The following is a 16558-nucleotide window of genomic DNA, read 5'->3' as shown; positions in this document are numbered from 1 at the left end:
CTTCGGGCCGGGGGTGAAGGCCCGTGCTGGGAGGGCCGTCAGGCCCGAGTGGTGCCTTGACCGGGACGGTTCTGCTGCTCGATGTACTGCTTCACGGCGCTCAGCGGTGCGCCGCCGATGGAGCCTGCGAAGTACGAGCCTGACCAGAGTTTGTTGGCCCGCTGGTAGTGGCGCGCCAGGTCGGGGAACTCCTGCCGCAGCCGCCGCGACGAGACGCCCTTGAGGCTGTTGACCAGACGGGGCCACGACCATTTTGGGCGGGAAGTTGACCGGAAGGTGCACATGGTTGTTCTCGCCGTTGAACTCGATCAGTTCGGCCTCGAAGTCGGTACACACGTCCCGCATGATCGTTTCCATTCGGGTCAGGTGTCGGTCGGTGAACACCTTGTGCCGGTACTTCGTCACGAAGACCAAGTGGGCGTGCATCGCGGAAAACAGTGTCTGCCAGTGCGGATGTCTGCACGTTCAGTCATGGACCAACATGAGATAGTGCTCGACGTGCAGCTCCGTTACAACTTCCGTGTCTACCCGACGCTCGGCCAGCAGATCGAGCTGGCCAGGGCGTTCGGGTGCGCGCGGGTGGTGTTCAACGACGGGCTGAGGCTGCGTCAGACTGCGCGGCAGGCGGGCGAGGAGTACGTCTCCGACGCCGTGCTGTCCCGCAAGCTGATCACCGAGGCGAAGCTGACCCCCGAGCGGGCGTGGCTTCGCGAGGTGTCCAGTGTGGTGTTGCAGCAGGCGCTTGCCGACCTGAACACCGCGTACCGCAACTTCTTCGCCTCGATCAGCGGCGAGCGCAAGGGCCGCAGGGTGGCCCCGCCCCGATTCCGGTCCCGCAAGGACAATCGGCAGGCGATTCGGTTCACCAAGAACTCCCGGTTCAAAGTTCTCGGCAACGGCCGCCTGCGCCTGCCGAAGATCGGCGACCTGGCGGTCCGCTGGTCGAGGACCCTGCCGTGCGACCCGTCATCGGTCGCGGTCATCAAGGACGCCGCCGGCCGGTACTTCGCCTCGTTCGTCGTTCAGATGACCGACGAGGCATTGCCGCCGCTCGCCTCCGAGGTCGGCATCGACCTGGGACTCACCCACTTCGCTGTGCTCTCCGACGGCACGAAGGTCGCCGCGCCGAAGTTCCTGCGCCGCGCCGCGCGCAAACTCAAGCGGCTGCAACAGGCACTCTCCCGCAAGCAGCGTGGGAGCCAGAACCGCAAGAAGGCCGCCGTGAAGGTCGCCAGGGCGAACGCCCGGGTGGCCGATACCCGGCGGGACTGGCAGCACAAGCTGTCCACGACGATCATCCGCGAGAACCAAGCGGTGTACGTCGAGGACCTGTGCATCGTCGGTCTCGGCCGGACCCGGCTCGCTAAGTCCGTGCACGATGCGGGCTGGGCCAGCTTCACCGGCATGCTGGAGTACAAGGCAGCCCGATACGGGCGCGTCTTCGCCCGGGTGGATCGGTTCTTCCCGTCCACCCGGATGTGCTCGGCGTGTGGCCGCGTCAACGAGAGGATGGCGCTGAACGTTCGAGCGTGGAACTGCCCGTGCGGCAGCCACCACGATCGTGACGTCAACGCCGCACAGAACGTGTTGGCCGCCGGGCAGGCGGACAACTCAAACGACCGTGGAGCGCACGTAAGACCGGGACTCGTCCCGGCAGCACGCAGAGAAGCGGTAACCCACCCGAACGCCGCGTGTTCCACCCGCAGCGTGGAGGGAATCTCCGTCCTCTAGGGCGGAGAGGACGTCAATGCCGCTCCCACCGTTCCCTGGTGATCTCGTAGACCACGCCGCCGTGCTCGGCGCCCTCGATCGCCCCGATGTCGGCGGGGGTGGGGAAGCTCCGTACGAGTGTCATGCCGAGCTTCTCCATGATGCGGCGCGAACCCTGGTTCACCGCCATCGTGTCCGCCCAGACCCGGCGCACCCCGAGCTCCGTGAACGCCTTGCCCAGCAGCGCCCGTGAGCCCTCGGTGGCGTAGCCGTTGCCCCAGGCCGCCCGCCGCAGCCGGTAGCCGAGTTCCACGTCGTCGAGCGGGCCCTGGGGCGCCGGACGCAGGATGAACCAGCCGATGAACGCGCCGCCGTCCTTCTCGTGTGCGGCGAACAGCCCGAGGTCGCCGTCCCACTTCTGGTAGCCGGCCAGGACGTTCGGCAGGTAGCGCTCGCGGATGGTCTCCGGCGCGGTCGGCCTGCCACCGGTCAGATAGCGCATCACCGCCGGGTCGCTGTCCAGTTCGATCAGCAGGTCCGCGTCGTCGGCGGTGAACCGGCGCAGCAGCAGGCGTTCGGTCTCCAGGTAGGTCTCCACGAGTCGATCATGCGGGAATCACGTCGGGCCGCCCAGAGCTTTTCCCGTCACCACGCTCTCGCGTATCCCGTCCGGTGGCTCCTCGGCGCGGCGCAGCCGACGCTCAGGCGAGGTCGGCGTCGTGCACCAGCAGGGCGAGCTGCACCCGGTTGTTCAGGTCGAGCTTGGCCAGCAGCCGCGACACGTGGCCCTTCACGGTGTGCACGCTCATGCCCAGCCCGGCGGCGATCTCCGCGTTCGACCGGCCCTCGCCGACGAGCACCACCACGTCCCGTTCCCGGTCGGTGAGGGCGGCCAGCCGGTCCCGCGCACGGGCCCGACGGATCCCCGCGGCCGGGTCCGCGATGTGGTCGACAAGTCGACGGACCGCGGCGGGGGAGAGGATCGCCGCACCCCGGGCGACGGTGCGGACCGCGGCGAGGATCTCCCGGGGCGGAGTGTCCTTGAGCAGGAACCCGCACGCGCCGCCGCGCAGCGCGTCGAGCACGTACTCGTCGGCGTTGAACGTGGTCAGAACGATGATCTCCGGTGCGCCCGGCCGGGACCGGATGCGCCGGGTGGCGGTGAGCCCGTCGACGCGGGGCATCCGGACGTCCATGAGGATCACGTCCGGCCAGTGGGCGTGCGCCATCGACACGGCCTGCGCGCCGTCGGCCGCCTCGGCGACCACCTCGATGTCGGGCGATCCGCCGACGAGGATGCGCAGCCCGGAGCGGACCAGCGGATCGTCGTCCACGACAGCCAGCCGGATCGGCCGCCGGCCGGGGTCCGACGCGGTGGCGGACGGTCCGTCGGGTGCGTTGGTCAGGCTGGCCACGGCAGCCAGGCCTCGATCCGGTACTCCCCGCCCTCCGCGCCGTACCGCACCCGCCCACCGGCCATCGCCACCCGCTCGTCGATGCCGACCAGGCCCATCCCGCCGGGCCGGCCGGCACGCCCGCGGGTACCCGGATGCGGATTGGCCACGACGATGCGCAGCCCCTCGCCGACCCGACCGGTCAGCCGGATCGTCGCGCTCGCGTCGCTGCCGTGCCTGCTCGCGTTGGTCAGCGCCTCCTGCGCGATCCGGTAGACCGTCCGTCCCACCATCGTCGGTGGCTCGTCGCCGGCCACCTCGTCGGTGAACTCGACGTGCATCCCCGCCTCGCGGGCGCTGGCCACCAGGTCGGGCACGTCGGTGAGCCCGGGTTGCGGCGGCTCGGGCCGGCCCGCCACGCCGACGACGGCCCGCAGTTCCGCCAAAGCCTCGTGCGCGCTGGACCGGATCGCCCCGGCCGCGACCGCGATCTCGTCGGGTCGCGCGTCGACGCGCACCTCCAGGGCGCCCGCGTGCAGGCTGATCAGTGACATCCGGTGCGCCAGCACGTCGTGCATCTCGCGGGCGATCCGGGCCCGTTCGGTGAGCCGTGCCTGCTCGACGCGCAGGTGCTGCTCGGCCTGCAACCGCGCCGCGTGTGCTCGCAGCGAGGCGGTGAGCCGCCGGTAGGCCTGCACGAACTGGCCCCAGCCGATCGCCGCCGCGCCGGTCACCGCGCGGAGGACGACGTCCACCCAGACCGGATACGGCGGATCGCCCTGGAGCAGGAAGTAGACCACGCCGGTGCCGACGTGCGCCGCGCCCAACGTGAACAGCAGCCGGGCCCGGTGTCGGATCGCCGCGGTGAACAGCGCCACCAGGATCGGCCCGGTCGCCGTCACCGAGATCGCTCCGAACGGGAGCAGGGCGAGCAGCACCGCCAACGAGCGTCGTCGCCGCATCGCCAACGGAACGGCGCAGAGCACCCCGAGCAGCACGTCGACCGGCCACGGGATCGCCGCGCCGGCCGCGGTCGCGTCGCCGATCCGCAGCATCGTCAGCCCGTACCCGAGCGCCACGGTGGCCGCCACGGCGTCGGCGACGCGGTCCCGCACGGTCGCCCGGCCCCCTGTCGGGTCCGGCACGAGCAGGGCGATGAGCGCGGCGGCCATGCCCGCAGCCTAGGCGCTGAGGCGGTGGGCGGTAGCTACCAAAGTAGGGGCGCGGCCGGATCCTCCGGCCCGTGCGGCCCGGCGGGTCCATCGGCGATCGTCATCCCGGTCGGAGTACCCGAGCGGGAGGTTGACATGGTCGGAGACGGGGCGGTCGCGCACGCGCTGCGGCGGGCGGTCGGGACACGGGGCCGGCGGGTCCTCCTGGTGGTGACGATCGGCGTGGGACTCGCCGCCGCGGCGCTCACGGCCGGGCTCCCGTCCGGCGAGCGCACCGTCGCCACGGTCGGTGAGCTGGTGCACGGGGCCGTCTCCGTCCCGCTGCCGTTCGTGGGTGTGCTGCTCGCGAACGATCTCCGCCGGCGCCCCGACGCGGGCGTGCTGTCCACAATCGCCGCGGCGGTGTCGATCGCCGTGGTGGTGGGGCTCGCCGGCGACGTCCTCTCCGTCGCCGCGCTGGCCGCGGCCGGGTCCACCGCGCCGGACCCGTGGGCGCACGTCGGCGCGATCGCGGTGGCGGGTGTGCTGGTGCAGGTTCTCGCGCAGCTCGTCGGAACCGGGCTGGGGCTGCTGATCGGACGGCCGGCGTGGGCCTGCCTGGCGACGATCGTGCTGCCGCTCGGCGCGTACGCGCTGCTGACCCCGCTGGCCGGGGTCCGCGACTGGCTCACCCCGTACGCGGCCCTGCGGGCGGTGCTCGCCGAATCACCCGGGGGCCCGGGGTGGGCGCGGTGGGCGAGCGCGGCGTTGCTGTGGGGTGTGGCGCTCAACGTGGTCGGCGCCCGGCGGATCCGGGCTACCGGTGGTGGACGGTGGTGACGGTGACCAGGTCGTCGGTCGCCTCGATGGTGCCGGTCCACTCGCCGTCGTCCTTGTCGAACGTGATGGTGGTGGTCCCGTCGACGGTGCGGTCGCCGGTGACGTCGAAGAAGCCCCGGGGCAGGTGGTCGCGGTAGAACGCGAGCACCCGCTCCGGGGCGGGCTCGACCAGGGTGAGCCGCGCGCCGGCGGTGGTGTCGGAGAGGTCGCGTAGCCGGCTGCCCGGCGGGAAGCGGAAGTTGAACGGCAGGTTCGTCACGCCCAGGTCCCGGCCGGTCAGCGCGACCTCGGTGTCGTCCTGCGGCGGCGGCGCGGTCGTCCCGGCCGGTTGCGCGCGGGCGAAGGTGACGGTGGTGTCCCGGGAGCTGGTGATGACCGCGACGGTCCAGCCGCGTCCGGCGAGGTGCAGCGTCCCGGCGGTGTCGGTGCCCACCGGGTACCCGGCCGCCGGACCGGCCTGACGGTAGTGGGTGAGCACCTGCTCCGGCGGGGGAGCGGTCAGGATCACCGTCGCCGAGGACGGGTCGCCGAACACGGTGTCGACCTTGCTGCCGTCGGGAAAGCCGAGTCCGGGTGCCACCGCGGGGACGGTGCGTCCGTCCACTGTCGTACCGCCGCCCTGGCTCGGGCCGGTCGACGGGCTCGTCGGCGCGGAGGCGCCGGTCGCGCCGGTGCTCGTCGGGCCGCTCACCGGCTCGGCCGTGCCGCCGCAGCCGGTGGCCGCGGCCAGCAGCGCGAGCCCCGCCAGCGCGGGCAGCAGCCGCCGGGCCGGTCCGGGGGCGGGCGTGGTCGAGGCGTGTGCCATGACGGGTCCCTTCGGGGTGCGGGAGGCGGTGCGGCTGCCCCGATCATGCCGGCCCGGTCAACCGTCGTGCCGGCGGTCCCACAGCGTTGGAATTCTTGCCAACCGGTCGCGAGCGCGCCCGGGGCGCATTTGACCTGCTCATAGGCGTTTCGGGGCGGTCGATGTTGCGGACCGGTTTCGAAAAGTTTGCCGCAAGGTATTGCAAAGACTTTCATGAATCCCGCATGGTGTTCGCTACCCGGATGGCCGTCCACCCCCGCGCACCCTTTCGAGCACCCCGGAAGAGGTACCCCTGCCATGGAATCCCCCAGGCCACACCCGCGTGGTCGCGTCGCTCGCCTGTTGCTCGCCGCCGCGCTCGTCGCGACCGGCGGGACGGCGGTCGTCGCCGCTGCCACCACCGCCACCCCCGCCCGCGCCGCCACCGTCCTCAACGACAGCGAGGTGACCGCCAACCTCTGGGAATGGAACTGGCCCTCGGTCGCCGCCGCCTGCACCGACCACCTCGGCCCCGCCGGCTACGGCGCGGTGCAGGTGGCCCCGCCGCAGGAGTCGGTCAGCCTGCCGAACAGCCCGGACGGCGTGCACCCCTGGTACGAGGTGTACCAGCCGGTGTCGTACAAGCTGGACAGCCGGTTCGGCAACCGGCAGCAGTTCGCCGCCATGGTCACCGCCTGCCACGCCGCCGGCGTCCGGGTCTACGTGGACGCGGTGGTCAACCACATGGCCGGGACCAACAACCCGGCCGGCACGCGCGGGTACGCCGGCACCGAGTTCAGCGGCTACAGCTACCCGGCGGTGCCCTACGGCAGCGGGGACTTCCACCGGCCGGGGGACAACTGCCCGACCTCCGGCGGCATCAGCGACTGGAACAACGAGTCCCAGGTGACGAGCTGTGAGCTGCTGTCCCTGTCGGATCTCTACACCGAGAAGGACGCGGTCCGCAGCAAGATCGCCGGCTACCTGAACGACCTGATCGGCCTCGGCGTCGACGGCTTCCGGGTGGACGCGGTCAAGCACGTCAGGAAGGACGACTTCGCCGCGATCCTCGGCAAGCTGAACAACACCGTGGCGGAGGGCCGCCGTCCGTACGTCGCGCAGGAGATCTTCGACGGCGCCAGCAACCCGGCGTTGCAGGCCCGGGCGTTCATCGGCAACGGCGACGTGCTCGACTTCGGGTACGCCAAGGGCATCCGCTCGGCGTTCCTGGGTTCCATCTCCTCGCTGGCCAACGTGCCGAACTGGAACCTCGACGCGCCCAGCGCCAACGTCTTCGCCATGGTCACCAACCACGATCTGGAGCGCGACGGGGTGGTGCTGTCGTACCAGAACGGCAGCGACTACGTGCTCGCCAACTACTTCGCGCTGGCGTACCCGCACGGCAAGCCGTCGGTCTACGACAGCTTCACCTGGTCCAACCGGAACCAGTCGCCGCCGAGCGACGGCACCGGGCGCGTCACCGACACGGTCTGCGGCGCGGCCTGGAACTGCCTGACCCGCAGCGTCGGCATCAAGGGCATGGTCGGCTGGGCCAACGCGGCCCGCCCGGTGAAGACGGTCTCGGACTTCACCACCGTGAACAGCAACGTGATCGGCTTCCACCGGGGCGACCGCGCGTGGATCGGCATCAACGACTCCGGCACCGCCACCACCGCCACGTTCACCACCGGCCTGGCCGACGGGCGGTACTGCGACGTCATCACGGGCGGCGCCACCGCCGCCGGCTGCACCGGCGCCACGGTGACCGTCTCCGGCGGCCGGGCCACCGTGACCGTCCCGGCCAACGGCGCCGTCGCGGTCCACGTCGGCGCGCGGCCCGGGACGAGCCCGTCGCCGACCGCCTCCCCGACCGTGTCGCCGACGGCCAGCCCGACCACCAGCCCCACCGACCGGGTCGCCACCACGTTCACCGTGAGCGCGACCCCGAGCGCCGGCCAGGACGTGTACGTCGTCGGCAGCGTCCCCGAGCTGGGGTCGTGGACGCCGGCCGGCGGCGTCCGGCTCACCGCGCAGGGCGGCGGCACCTACCGCGCGACCGTCGACCTGCCCCGGTCGACCGCGGTGGAGTACAAGTTCGTCAAGGTGACCACGGCCGGCGCGGTGACCTGGGAGTCCGGCGCGAACCGGAGCTTCACCACGCCGGCCGCCGGCACGTACGCGGTGACCGAGACGTTCCGCGGCGACACCGTGTCGACGGCGGTGGCCACCTCGTTCGCGGTCACCGCGACCACGGCCTACGGCCAGAACGTGTTCGTGATCGGCAACGTGGCGGCGCTGGGCGGGTGGAACCCGGCCAACGCGGTCGCGCTCTCCCCGGCCACCTACCCGGTCTGGCGGGCCACGGTCGACCTGCCGCCGAACACCGCGGTCGAGTACAAGTACGTCAAGAAGAACCCGGACGGCTCGGTGACCTGGGAGTCCGGCGCGAACCGGAGCTTCACCACGCCGGCCGGCGGCACCCGCACCGCCACCGACACCTGGCGCTGACCGTGCGCGGCCCGTCCCCGCACCTCGGGGACGGGCCGCGCCCACCGACCGGGCCGGCGGGAACGGTCAGGCGCGTGGGGTCGCCGCCCGCCTCCGGCGACCGCCAGCAGCGCCACGGCCAGGCACGTCACGGCGGCGACGACGAGTGGCGGCCGGCCGCCGAGGCGTACGGCCGCCGAGCCGAGCGGGATGGCCAGCGTGATCGGCCCGAACATCAGCGTGTTCGCGGTGCCGGACACCCGGCCGAGCAGCGCCGGCGGCGTGTGCGTCTGGACCGCGGTGACGGCGGCGACAAGCGTCCACGGCAGACCGACGCCGATCACCGCCGAGGCGGCGACGGTCGCCGGCCACCAGGGCAGGCACCGACCCAGGCAACCGGCGGCGAACAGCGCGGTGCCGGCGACGCCGACCGCGACCGCGCCCCACCTGTCGACGAGTCGCCCCACGGCCAGGCCGGCGAGCACCGAACCGCCGCCCTGGGCGCTGGCCAGCACGCCGAGGAACGTCGACGGCAGGGCCAGCTCCGTGGTCACCACCGTGTAGAGCGCGGCGGTGGTGAAGCCGGACATCGCTATCGACACGGCGGCGAGCGTCACCGGCACGCGTACCGCGCGCCGGCCGAGGAGGGCGGCGAGTGCGGCCCGCAGGCCGGGCGGGCGTCCCGCCGCCGGGCTGCGCGGCGAGGCCGGCGGGTCGGCAGTGGCCGGGACGCCGCCGGTGGCGGGTAACCGCAGCGCGGCGTAGAGGAGCGCGACGAGCACCGGGGCGGCGGCGCTGAGCACGGCCACGGGATAGCCGCCCCGCCACGCGTAGAGTCCCGCGCCGGCCAGCGGCGCCACCAGCTTCATGCCCTCCTGGGCGCTGGACCGCCAGCCGTTGACGTCGGCGAGCTGCGCCGGGGACAGCGCCGCCGGCAGCAGCGCCGTCTCGCCGGCGTCGATCAGCACGTAGCTGACCCCGTAGGCGGCGGCGACCGCGAAGATCAGCCAGGTCTGGTCCGGCCCGCGCACCGCGAGCAGGCAGAGCAGGGTCGCGGCCAGCGCCAGGTTGACGCCGATGACAAGCGGTCGCCGGGGCGCCCGGTCCAGCAGCCCGCCGAGCCACGGTCCGGCCAGCACCGGCACGTACACGCAGAGCCCGGCGAGCGCGGCCTGCCCGGTGGAGCCGGTCAGGTCCAGCACCCAGATGCCGGCGACCAGGGCCATGGCGCTGCCGCCGAACCCGGACAGCAGCGAGATGGTCACGAACAGCGCGGCATTGCGACGCATGAGTCGTCCTCCGGAGTTGAGCGGGGATGACTCACATCCTCAGTTCTTGAGTGGGATGCCGGCAATGCTGTCCGACAACGTCAATCCTTTGTTGACAGTGCGGTGGCGATGCGGTCCGCCGCACTGCGGGCCGGCGCCGGCAGTCGCGGTCCGACGTCGGCCAGGTCCGCCACGAGGTACGCGGCCAGCGCGTACAACGGCCCCGGCTCGGCGTCGAGGGCGGACGCGGTGGTGTCGCGCACCAGCGCGGCGCGGCGGAACCGGCTGTCCCACGCCCGGTCTGCCGCGATCCAGCGGTGCAGGTCGGAGACGGCGGCCCGCAGCGCCACCACCTCGGCCGACCAGGCCCGGTCGAGCCGCCCGAGTCGGGACCGGCGGGCCGCCACGAGCCGTTGCCGGCGTTGCTCGGCGGCCTGCCGGCTGCTCAACCCCAACGCGTCGGCTATCTCGGCCCAGGTCGCGCCGTCGTGCCGGGCCCGGTCGATCAGCTCCAGCTCCCGCTCGTCCAGCCGGGCCCGGGCGGCGCCGATCTCGGACAGGCCCGCCAGCTCCGGAGTCATTTGTCAACATTACATTGACGCATTCCCGCCGGCGGGCCGCCCCGGCACCGCGGCGTCCTGCCGGCCTGCGGCGACCGACCACGCATTCGCCCATGCGGCGGCATCGATGAATGTGACGACTTGACGTCCGGCGTGTTATCGCTCACAGTCGATGTGTGCATCTCCGGAATCGTGGCGCATCGTCGGCGGTCCGGAGTGCCCGCCCGGCCCGGGCGCGCACCCCTCTCGCGTGGCAGCTCGCATGTTAGCGCTAACAGACTGAGCTGCCCGTCGATCCCCGCACCGCGCGCCGGCCCGAACGAAGGAGGAGCATGGTGCGAATCGATAGACTCCCGGCCCGGGCGGGACGTGGCGGCCGGTGGTCACGCGTCGTGGCCGCGGCGCTGGCGGTGCTGCTCGGCGCCGGCATCGTCGCGGTCACGCCGTCCGGCGCGTCGGCGGCGACCGTGGACACCAACGCGTGGTACGTGCTGGTCAACCGCAACAGCGGCAAGGCGCTCGACGTGTACAACCAGGCGACGAACGACGGGGCCCGGATCACCCAGTGGTCCCGCAACGACGGCGCCTGGCAGCAGTGGCAGTTCGTCGACTCCGGCGGCGGCTACTACCGGCTGCGCTCGCGTCACTCCGGCAAGGTGCTCGACGTCTCCGGCGTCTCGACCGCCGACGGCGCCGGCATCGTCCAGTGGTCGGACAACAACGGCACCAACCAGCAGTTCCAGTTGGCCGACTCCGCCGGCGGCTACGTACGGCTGATCGCCCGGCACTCCAGCAAGGCGGTCGAGGTGCAGAACGCCTCGACCGCGGACGGCGCGAACGTCGTGCAGTACAGCGACTGGGGCGGCAACAACCAGCAGTGGCAGTTGGTCAAGCTCGGCGACAGCGGCACCCCGGGCGGGTCGACGTACACCAACCCGGTGGTCTGGCAGGACTTCGCCGACGTCGACATCATCCGCGTCGGCGACACCTACTACATGTCCTCGTCGACCATGCACTACTCGCCGGGCGCGCCGGTGCTGCGCTCCTACGACCTGGTCAACTGGGAGATCGCCGGGCACTCGGTGCCCCGGCTGGACTTCGGCACCAAGTACGACCTCAACGGCGCCCGCGCGTACGTCAACGGCATCTGGGCCTCGACGTTGAACTACCGCAGCAGCAACGGCACGTTCTACTGGATCGGGTGCATCGACTTCAACAAGTCGTACGTCTACACCTCGACCTCGGTCAGCGGCACCTGGCAGAAGCGCTCCGAGATCAACAACTGCTACTACGACGCCGGCCTGCTCATCGACGACAACGACACCATGTACGTCGCCTACGGCAACAGCACCCTGAGCGTCGCGCAACTGTCCGCGGACGGCCTCAGCCAGGTGCGCACGCAGCAGGTCTACACCACGCCGTCGAACATCGGCACGCTTGAGGGCTCCCGCTTCTACAAGCGCAACGGCTACTACTACATCTTCGTCACCCGGCCCGCCAACGGTCAGTACATCCTGCGCTCCACCAGCCCGTGGGGGCCGTACGAGACGCGGCAGGTGCTGCTCAACATGCCCGGCCCGATCGCCGGCGGCGGCGTGCCCCACCAGGGTGGCCTGGTGCAGACCCAGAACGGCCAGTGGTACTACATGGCGTTCGTGGACGCGTACCCCGGTGGTCGCGTGCCGGCCCTCGCCCCGATCACCTGGACCAGCGACGGCTGGCCCCAGATCCAGACCGTCAACGGCGGCTGGGGCAGCTCCTACCCGTCGCCGCTGCCGACCCGCCCGGTGCAACCGATGACCGGCGCGGACACGTTCACCGGTACCACGCTGAGCCACCAGTGGGAGTGGAACCACAACCCGGACAACACCCGGTGGTCGGTCGGAAACGGGCTGCGGCTGCAGACGGCGACCGTCACCAACGACCTCTACAGCGCCCGCAACACGGTGACGCGGCGGATCCAGGGACCGACGTCGACGGCGACCGTCGAACTGGACTACTCGACGATGCGCGACGGCGACCGCACCGGGCTGGCCATGCTGCGGGACTCGTCGGCCTGGATCGGCGTACGCCGGGACAACGGCGCGACCAGGGTGGTGATGACCAACAACCTGACCATGGACAGCGGTTGGCGCACCACGAACACCGGCACCGAGATCGCCGGCGCGGCGGTCAGCGGTGGTCGGATCTGGCTGCGGGCCAAGGCCGACATCAGACCGGGCAGTGGGCGGCAGGCGACCTTCTCCTACAGCACCGACGGGACGAACTTCGTCCCGCTGGGCAACGCGCTGACGTTGAACAACGCCTGGCAGTTCTTCATGGGCTACCGCTTCGGAATCTTCAACTACGCGACCCAGGCGCTCGGCGGCGCGGCCACCGTCCGCCGGTTCGACCTGACCACCCCGTGACGGGCGCGGGCCGGGCGCGCATCCGCGCGTCCGGCCCACGCGCTGCCCTGACCACCACCGGACAACGCCTGCGGCGGGCGTACCACCGTCGCGGAGAGGAACACCGATGAGACACCTCACCTCGGCCCGCCGCCGGGCCACCGCCGTCCTGGCGGCCGGACTGCTGCTGGCCGGCGCCCTGGTCGGCCTGCGCCCGTCCACGGCGTCGGCGCTGGAGAACGGTGCGGCGCGGACGCCGCCGATGGGTTGGAACAGTTGGAACACGTTCGGTTGCAACATCAACGAGACGTTGATCCGGCAGATGACCGACGCGATGGTCAGTTCGGGGATGCGGGACGCCGGCTACCAGTACGTGGTGGTGGATGACTGTTGGATGAACCAGAACCGGGACTCGGCGGGGAATCTCCAGGGTGACCCGAGTCGGTTCCCGTCGGGAATGAAGGCCCTCGGTGACTACATCCATGCGCGGGGGTTGAAGTTCGGCATCTACCAGGGCCCGCTGACCGAGACGTGTGCGCAGTACTTCAACAGTTATCCCGGTTCGACGGGGGCGCAGGGGCACGAGGTGCAGGACGCCCGTCAGTTCGCGGCGTGGGGTGTGGATTATCTGAAGTACGACTGGTGCTCGCCGAGCGGCACGATCGACGACCAGGTACGCGTGTTCAACATCATGCGCGACGCCCTCGCCGCCACCGGCCGGCCGATCGTCTACAGCATCAACTCGAACAGCATCCACTCGAAGACCGGTCCGCAGCGGGACTGGGGCGACGTGGCGAACATGTGGCGGACCACGGAGGACATCACCAACGCGTGGAACACCGGTCAGACCAACGGCTACCCGATGGGCATCCAGAACATCGTCGACGTGACGGTGCCGTTGGCCGGGCGGGCGAAGCCGGGCGCGTTCAACGACATGGACATGTTGGAGGTCGGTCGGGGTGGGATGACCGACACGGAGATGCGTAGTCACTTCGCGCTGTGGGCGGTGATGGCGTCGCCGTTGATCGCGGGTAACGACCTGCGCAACATGACCGCGGCCACGCAGACGATCCTGAAGAACCCGGCCCTGATCGGTATCAGTCAGGATCCGCTGGCGTTGCAGGCGGGTCAGGTGTCGTTCGACGGGACCCGGCGGGTGCTGGCCAAGCGGTTGGCCAACGGTGACGTCGCGGTAGCCCTGTTCAACCAGGGCAGCGCCAGCACGACGATCTCCACGACCGCCGCCGCCATCGGCAAGACCGGCACCTCGTTCACCCTGCTGGACGCGTGGACCAACGCGACCAGCACCACCTCCGGCGCCATCTCGGCCACCGTCCCGGGGCACGGCACGGTCGTCTACCGGGTCAGCGGCGGCGGCACCGGCACCCCGCCCCCGACCACCGGCGGGGCGCTCGTCAGCGCCGCCTCCGGCCGGTGCCTGGACGTGCCGCAGAGCAACACCGCCAACGGCACCCAGCCGGTGATCTGGGACTGCAACGGCGCCGCCAACCAGCGGTGGACGTTCAGCGGGGACGCCATCCAGGCGCTGGGCAAGTGTCTGGATTCGCCGGCCAACGCCGGCGCGGGCACGAAGGCGCAGATCTGGGACTGCACCGGCGCCGCCAACCAGCGGTGGACCCGTAACAGCGACGGCACCATCCGCAACCAGCAGTCCGGCCTCTGCCTGGACGTCAACGGCGCCGCCACCGCCAACGGCACCACCGTGATCCAGTGGACCTGCACCGCCGCCGCCAACCAGCGGTGGACGGTGCGCTAGTACGTCCACCCGACGTCGCCCCGGCCGGGTCCACCAGGTCCGGCCGGGGCGCGTCGTCGTGAGACGGCCGTATGCCGGGGGAGTCAGCGGGCGAGCCAGCCCCCGTCGACCGCGAGCACCGTGCCGTGCACGTACGCGGCAGCCTCCGAGGCCAGGAACACGGTGGCCCCGGCGAGATCCTCGGGCCGGCCCCAGCGTCCGGCCGGGATACGCTCCACGATCGCCCGGTCGCGTTCCGGCTGGTCCCGCAACGCCTGGGTGTTGTCGGTGGCGATGTAGCCGGGCGCGATGGCGTTGACGTTGACGCCGTGGCCCGCCCACTCGTTGGCCAGCGCCCGGGTCAGCCCGGCGATCCCCGACTTCGCCGCCGCGTAGGACGGCACGGTCACGCCGCCCTGGAAACTCAGCATCGAGGCGGTGAAGATGACCTTGCCGGAGCCGCGCCGGACCATGTCCCGGCCGACCTCGCGGGCGAGGACGAACGGGGCGGTGAGATCGACCTCCAGCACCTGGTCCCAGTCCTCGTCCGGGTGCGCGACGGCCGGGGCGCGGCGGATCGTGCCGGCGTTGTTGACCAGAATGTCCACCGGCCGCTCCCGCCGGCCCAGCCACCCGGCGAGCGCGCGCACGGCGGCCCGGTCGGCCAGGTCGCACCGGTGCGGCACGAACGAGCGGCCGTGCGCGGTCACCCGCGCCTCGACCTCGCTGCCGGTCTCCTCCAGGGCGGCGCTGACGCCGATCACGTCCGCGCCCGCCGCCGCCAGCGCCTCCGCCATCGCCAGGCCGATCCCGCGCCGGCAGCCGGTGACCACGGCCAGCCGGCCGCTCAGGTCGAACGGGTTCACACCCCACCTCCACAGTCCACCAGCACCTTCACGTCGCCGCCGGCGGCGAGCGCCCGGAACGCCTCGGTCACGTCGTCAAGCGGCACGATCCGGGAGATGAGCCGCGCCGCGGGCACCTCCCGGCGGTGCACCAGGCGGACCGCCTCGGCGTAGTCCTCCCGCTGGTAGACCCGCACCCCGATCACCTCCAGCTCGCGCCAGAAGATCCGGTGCAGGTCCACCTCCCGCGGCGTGGGATGGATCGCCACCACCACCAGCCGCCCGCGTACGGCGAGCAGGTCGGTCGCGAGGCGTACCCCGGTCGCCGACCCGGACGCCTCGAAGACCACGTCGGCGCCGGCGCCCCCGGTCGCCTCCTGGACGAGTCCCGCCGGGTCCGTCGCCACCGGGTCCACGGCGGACAGGCCGAGGTCGACGGCGAGCGCGCGGCGTCGCGGATCGATCTCCAGCACGGTCACCGTGGCGCCGGCCGCCCGGGCGACCGCGCCGATGAGCAGGCCGACCGGACCCGCGCCGATGACCACCGCGTGTTCGCCCGCCGTCAAGCGGGAACGCCGCACGTCGTGCACGGCCACCGCGGTGGGCTCGACCAGGGCCGCCTCGGCCAGGGGCAGGTCGTCCGGCAGCGGCACCACGATCCGGGCCGGCACCGTCCAGGAGCGCTGCATCGCGCCGGGGGAGTCGATGCCGATGAAGTTCAGCCGGTGACAGATGTGCTGGTGACCGGCCCGGCAGGCGGGGCACCGACCGCACCAGTCCAGCGGCCTCACCGTCACCGGCTCGCCCACCCGCCGGTCGGTGACGCCCGGGCCGATCTCCGCGATGCGACCGGACATCTCGTGCCCGATCACCGCCGGCACGTGGACGCGGTGATCCATCGCGCCGTGCGCGACGTGCAGGTCCGTGCCGCAGATGCCGGTGTACGTCACCGCGATGCGTACCTCGCCGGGGCCGGGTGGCACCGCCCGGGTGTCCTCGACGACGAACCTCCGGTCGCCGACGTAGTGCGCGCTGCGGTTCACCAAGCCTCCTCGGTCAGGTGCCAAACCTCGTGCATCGGCGCCCACCAGTGGCCGGATCCGGGCTCGGCGAGCGATTCCTGGCAGGGGTCGGTCAGCCGCCACCACGCCTGGGTCTGCGGATCGGCGGCGATCCGACGCTGGTCCGCGTCGTGGTCGTCGCCGACGTACTCGTAGTAGCCGAACAGCAGGTCCCCGTGCAGGAAGATGCTGTAGTTGCGGATGCGCGCCGCCCGCAGCGTCTGCTCGACGCCGGGCCAGACGGCGGCGTGCAGCCGTAGGTAGGTTTCCCGGTGGTCCGGCCGCAGCCGGATCACCCAGCCGTAACGTCGCACC

At 71.9% G+C, this 16558-nt stretch carries 13 protein-coding genes and 2 pseudogenes; 5 read left to right on the top strand and 10 right to left on the bottom strand.

The genetic code is table 11. The features are described 5' to 3' along the window. Positions 1-38 precede the first annotated feature (38 nt). Positions 39-473: pseudogene (tnpA, locus tag OG767_RS19860) on the bottom strand (IS200/IS605 family transposase). A 16-nt stretch (positions 474-489) separates the two neighbouring features. Here tnpA and OG767_RS19855 point away from each other — a divergent pair. Continuing rightward, the gene (locus tag OG767_RS19855; RefSeq protein ID WP_405089926.1) at positions 490-1731 is read left to right on the top strand and encodes an RNA-guided endonuclease InsQ/TnpB family protein; all 1242 of its coding nucleotides are present in this window, start codon (positions 490-492) and stop codon (positions 1729-1731) included. 13 nt (positions 1732-1744) lie between these two features. On the opposite strand, the gene OG767_RS19850 is transcribed toward OG767_RS19855, so the two are convergent. The 3 genes from OG767_RS19850 to OG767_RS19840 form a co-directional block, all read right to left on the bottom strand. Beyond that, the gene (locus OG767_RS19850) at positions 1745-2308 is read right to left on the bottom strand and encodes a GNAT family N-acetyltransferase (RefSeq protein ID WP_405089925.1); all 564 of its coding nucleotides are present in this window, start codon (positions 2306-2308) and stop codon (positions 1745-1747) included. Positions 2309-2411: 103 nt separating this feature from the next. Then, complete coding sequence (locus OG767_RS19845; RefSeq protein ID WP_405094253.1) at positions 2412-3134, bottom strand: response regulator; 723 nt, start codon at positions 3132-3134, stop codon at positions 2412-2414. Beyond that, positions 3113-4276, bottom strand: coding sequence for a sensor histidine kinase (locus OG767_RS19840; protein ID WP_405089924.1), 1164 nt, complete (start codon positions 4274-4276; stop codon positions 3113-3115). The genes OG767_RS19845 and OG767_RS19840 overlap by 22 nt, the downstream gene beginning before the upstream one ends. 135 nt (positions 4277-4411) lie before the next feature. Here OG767_RS19840 and OG767_RS19835 point away from each other — a divergent pair, with 135 nt between their 5' ends. After that, positions 4412-5095 carry a hypothetical protein gene (locus OG767_RS19835; RefSeq protein ID WP_405089923.1) on the top strand — a complete coding sequence of 228 codons (684 nt, stop codon included), beginning with the start codon at positions 4412-4414 and terminating at the stop codon, positions 5093-5095. On the opposite strand, the gene OG767_RS19830 is transcribed toward OG767_RS19835, so the two are convergent. Continuing rightward, positions 5073-5900 carry a hypothetical protein gene (locus OG767_RS19830; protein WP_405089922.1) on the bottom strand — a complete coding sequence of 276 codons (828 nt, stop codon included), beginning with the start codon at positions 5898-5900 and terminating at the stop codon, positions 5073-5075. The two genes, OG767_RS19835 and OG767_RS19830, sit on opposite strands and share 23 nt — an antisense overlap. Before the next feature lie 297 nt (positions 5901-6197). Between OG767_RS19830 and OG767_RS19825 the strand changes: the two genes are divergently transcribed. Beyond that, entirely contained in the window at positions 6198-8387 is a 2190-nt protein-coding gene (locus OG767_RS19825) for a carbohydrate-binding module family 20 domain-containing protein (RefSeq protein ID WP_405089921.1), read from the top strand. 26 nt (positions 8388-8413) lie between these two features. Here OG767_RS19825 and OG767_RS19820 read toward each other — a convergent pair. Next, a pseudogene (locus OG767_RS19820) lies at positions 8414-9655 on the bottom strand (MFS transporter); the annotation flags it as partial. An 80-nt stretch (positions 9656-9735) separates the two neighbouring features. Further along, the gene (locus tag OG767_RS19815) at positions 9736-10215 is read right to left on the bottom strand and encodes a hypothetical protein (protein ID WP_405089920.1); all 480 of its coding nucleotides are present in this window, start codon (positions 10213-10215) and stop codon (positions 9736-9738) included. A gap of 311 nt (positions 10216-10526) precedes the next feature. Between OG767_RS19815 and OG767_RS19810 the strand changes: the two genes are divergently transcribed. Both OG767_RS19810 and OG767_RS19805 read left to right on the top strand, forming a co-directional pair. Then, the gene (locus tag OG767_RS19810) at positions 10527-12602 is read left to right on the top strand and encodes a family 43 glycosylhydrolase (protein ID WP_405089919.1); all 2076 of its coding nucleotides are present in this window, start codon (positions 10527-10529) and stop codon (positions 12600-12602) included. A gap of 106 nt (positions 12603-12708) precedes the next feature. Next, the gene (locus OG767_RS19805) at positions 12709-14358 is read left to right on the top strand and encodes a glycoside hydrolase family 27 protein (protein WP_405089918.1); all 1650 of its coding nucleotides are present in this window, start codon (positions 12709-12711) and stop codon (positions 14356-14358) included. An 83-nt stretch (positions 14359-14441) separates the two neighbouring features. Here OG767_RS19805 and OG767_RS19800 read toward each other — a convergent pair whose 3' ends face one another. From OG767_RS19800 to OG767_RS19790, 3 genes are read right to left on the bottom strand one after another with little or no spacing between them, the layout of a single operon-like run. Beyond that, a complete protein-coding gene (locus tag OG767_RS19800) occupies positions 14442-15203 on the bottom strand; it encodes an SDR family oxidoreductase (protein WP_405089917.1) in 762 nt (253 codons plus the stop codon). Further along, positions 15200-16225 carry a zinc-binding dehydrogenase gene (locus OG767_RS19795; protein ID WP_405089916.1) on the bottom strand — a complete coding sequence of 342 codons (1026 nt, stop codon included), beginning with the start codon at positions 16223-16225 and terminating at the stop codon, positions 15200-15202. Before OG767_RS19795 ends, OG767_RS19800 begins: the two co-directional genes overlap by 4 nt. Then, positions 16222-16557 carry an L-rhamnose mutarotase gene (locus tag OG767_RS19790; protein WP_405089915.1) on the bottom strand — a complete coding sequence of 112 codons (336 nt, stop codon included), beginning with the start codon at positions 16555-16557 and terminating at the stop codon, positions 16222-16224. The genes OG767_RS19795 and OG767_RS19790 overlap by 4 nt, the downstream gene beginning before the upstream one ends. Between the last annotated feature and the right edge of the window lies 1 nt (position 16558).

This window comes from Micromonospora sp. NBC_01392 (assembly GCF_045040125.1).
GTDB lineage: Bacteria > Actinomycetota > Actinomycetes > Mycobacteriales > Micromonosporaceae > Micromonospora.
Note: the sequence above shows the minus strand (reverse complement) of the source record. Positions and strands in the feature narration are given on the sequence as shown.

Bases quoted from the DNA above. Each gene is read 5' to 3' on its own strand.
- OG767_RS19840 (WP_405089924.1), bottom strand. From the start codon at position 4,276: ATGGCCGCCGCGCTCATCGCCCTGCTCGTGCCGGACCCGACAGGGGGC.
- OG767_RS19835 (WP_405089923.1), top strand. From the start codon at position 4,412: ATGGTCGGAGACGGGGCGGTCGCGCACGCGCTGCGGCGGGCGGTCGGG.
- OG767_RS19830 (WP_405089922.1), bottom strand. From the start codon at position 5,900: ATGGCACACGCCTCGACCACGCCCGCCCCCGGACCGGCCCGGCGGCTG.
- OG767_RS19825 (WP_405089921.1), top strand. From the start codon at position 6,198: ATGGAATCCCCCAGGCCACACCCGCGTGGTCGCGTCGCTCGCCTGTTG.
- OG767_RS19815 (WP_405089920.1), bottom strand. From the start codon at position 10,215: ATGACTCCGGAGCTGGCGGGCCTGTCCGAGATCGGCGCCGCCCGGGCC.
- OG767_RS19810 (WP_405089919.1), top strand. From the start codon at position 10,527: ATGGTGCGAATCGATAGACTCCCGGCCCGGGCGGGACGTGGCGGCCGG.
- OG767_RS19805 (WP_405089918.1), top strand. From the start codon at position 12,709: ATGAGACACCTCACCTCGGCCCGCCGCCGGGCCACCGCCGTCCTGGCG.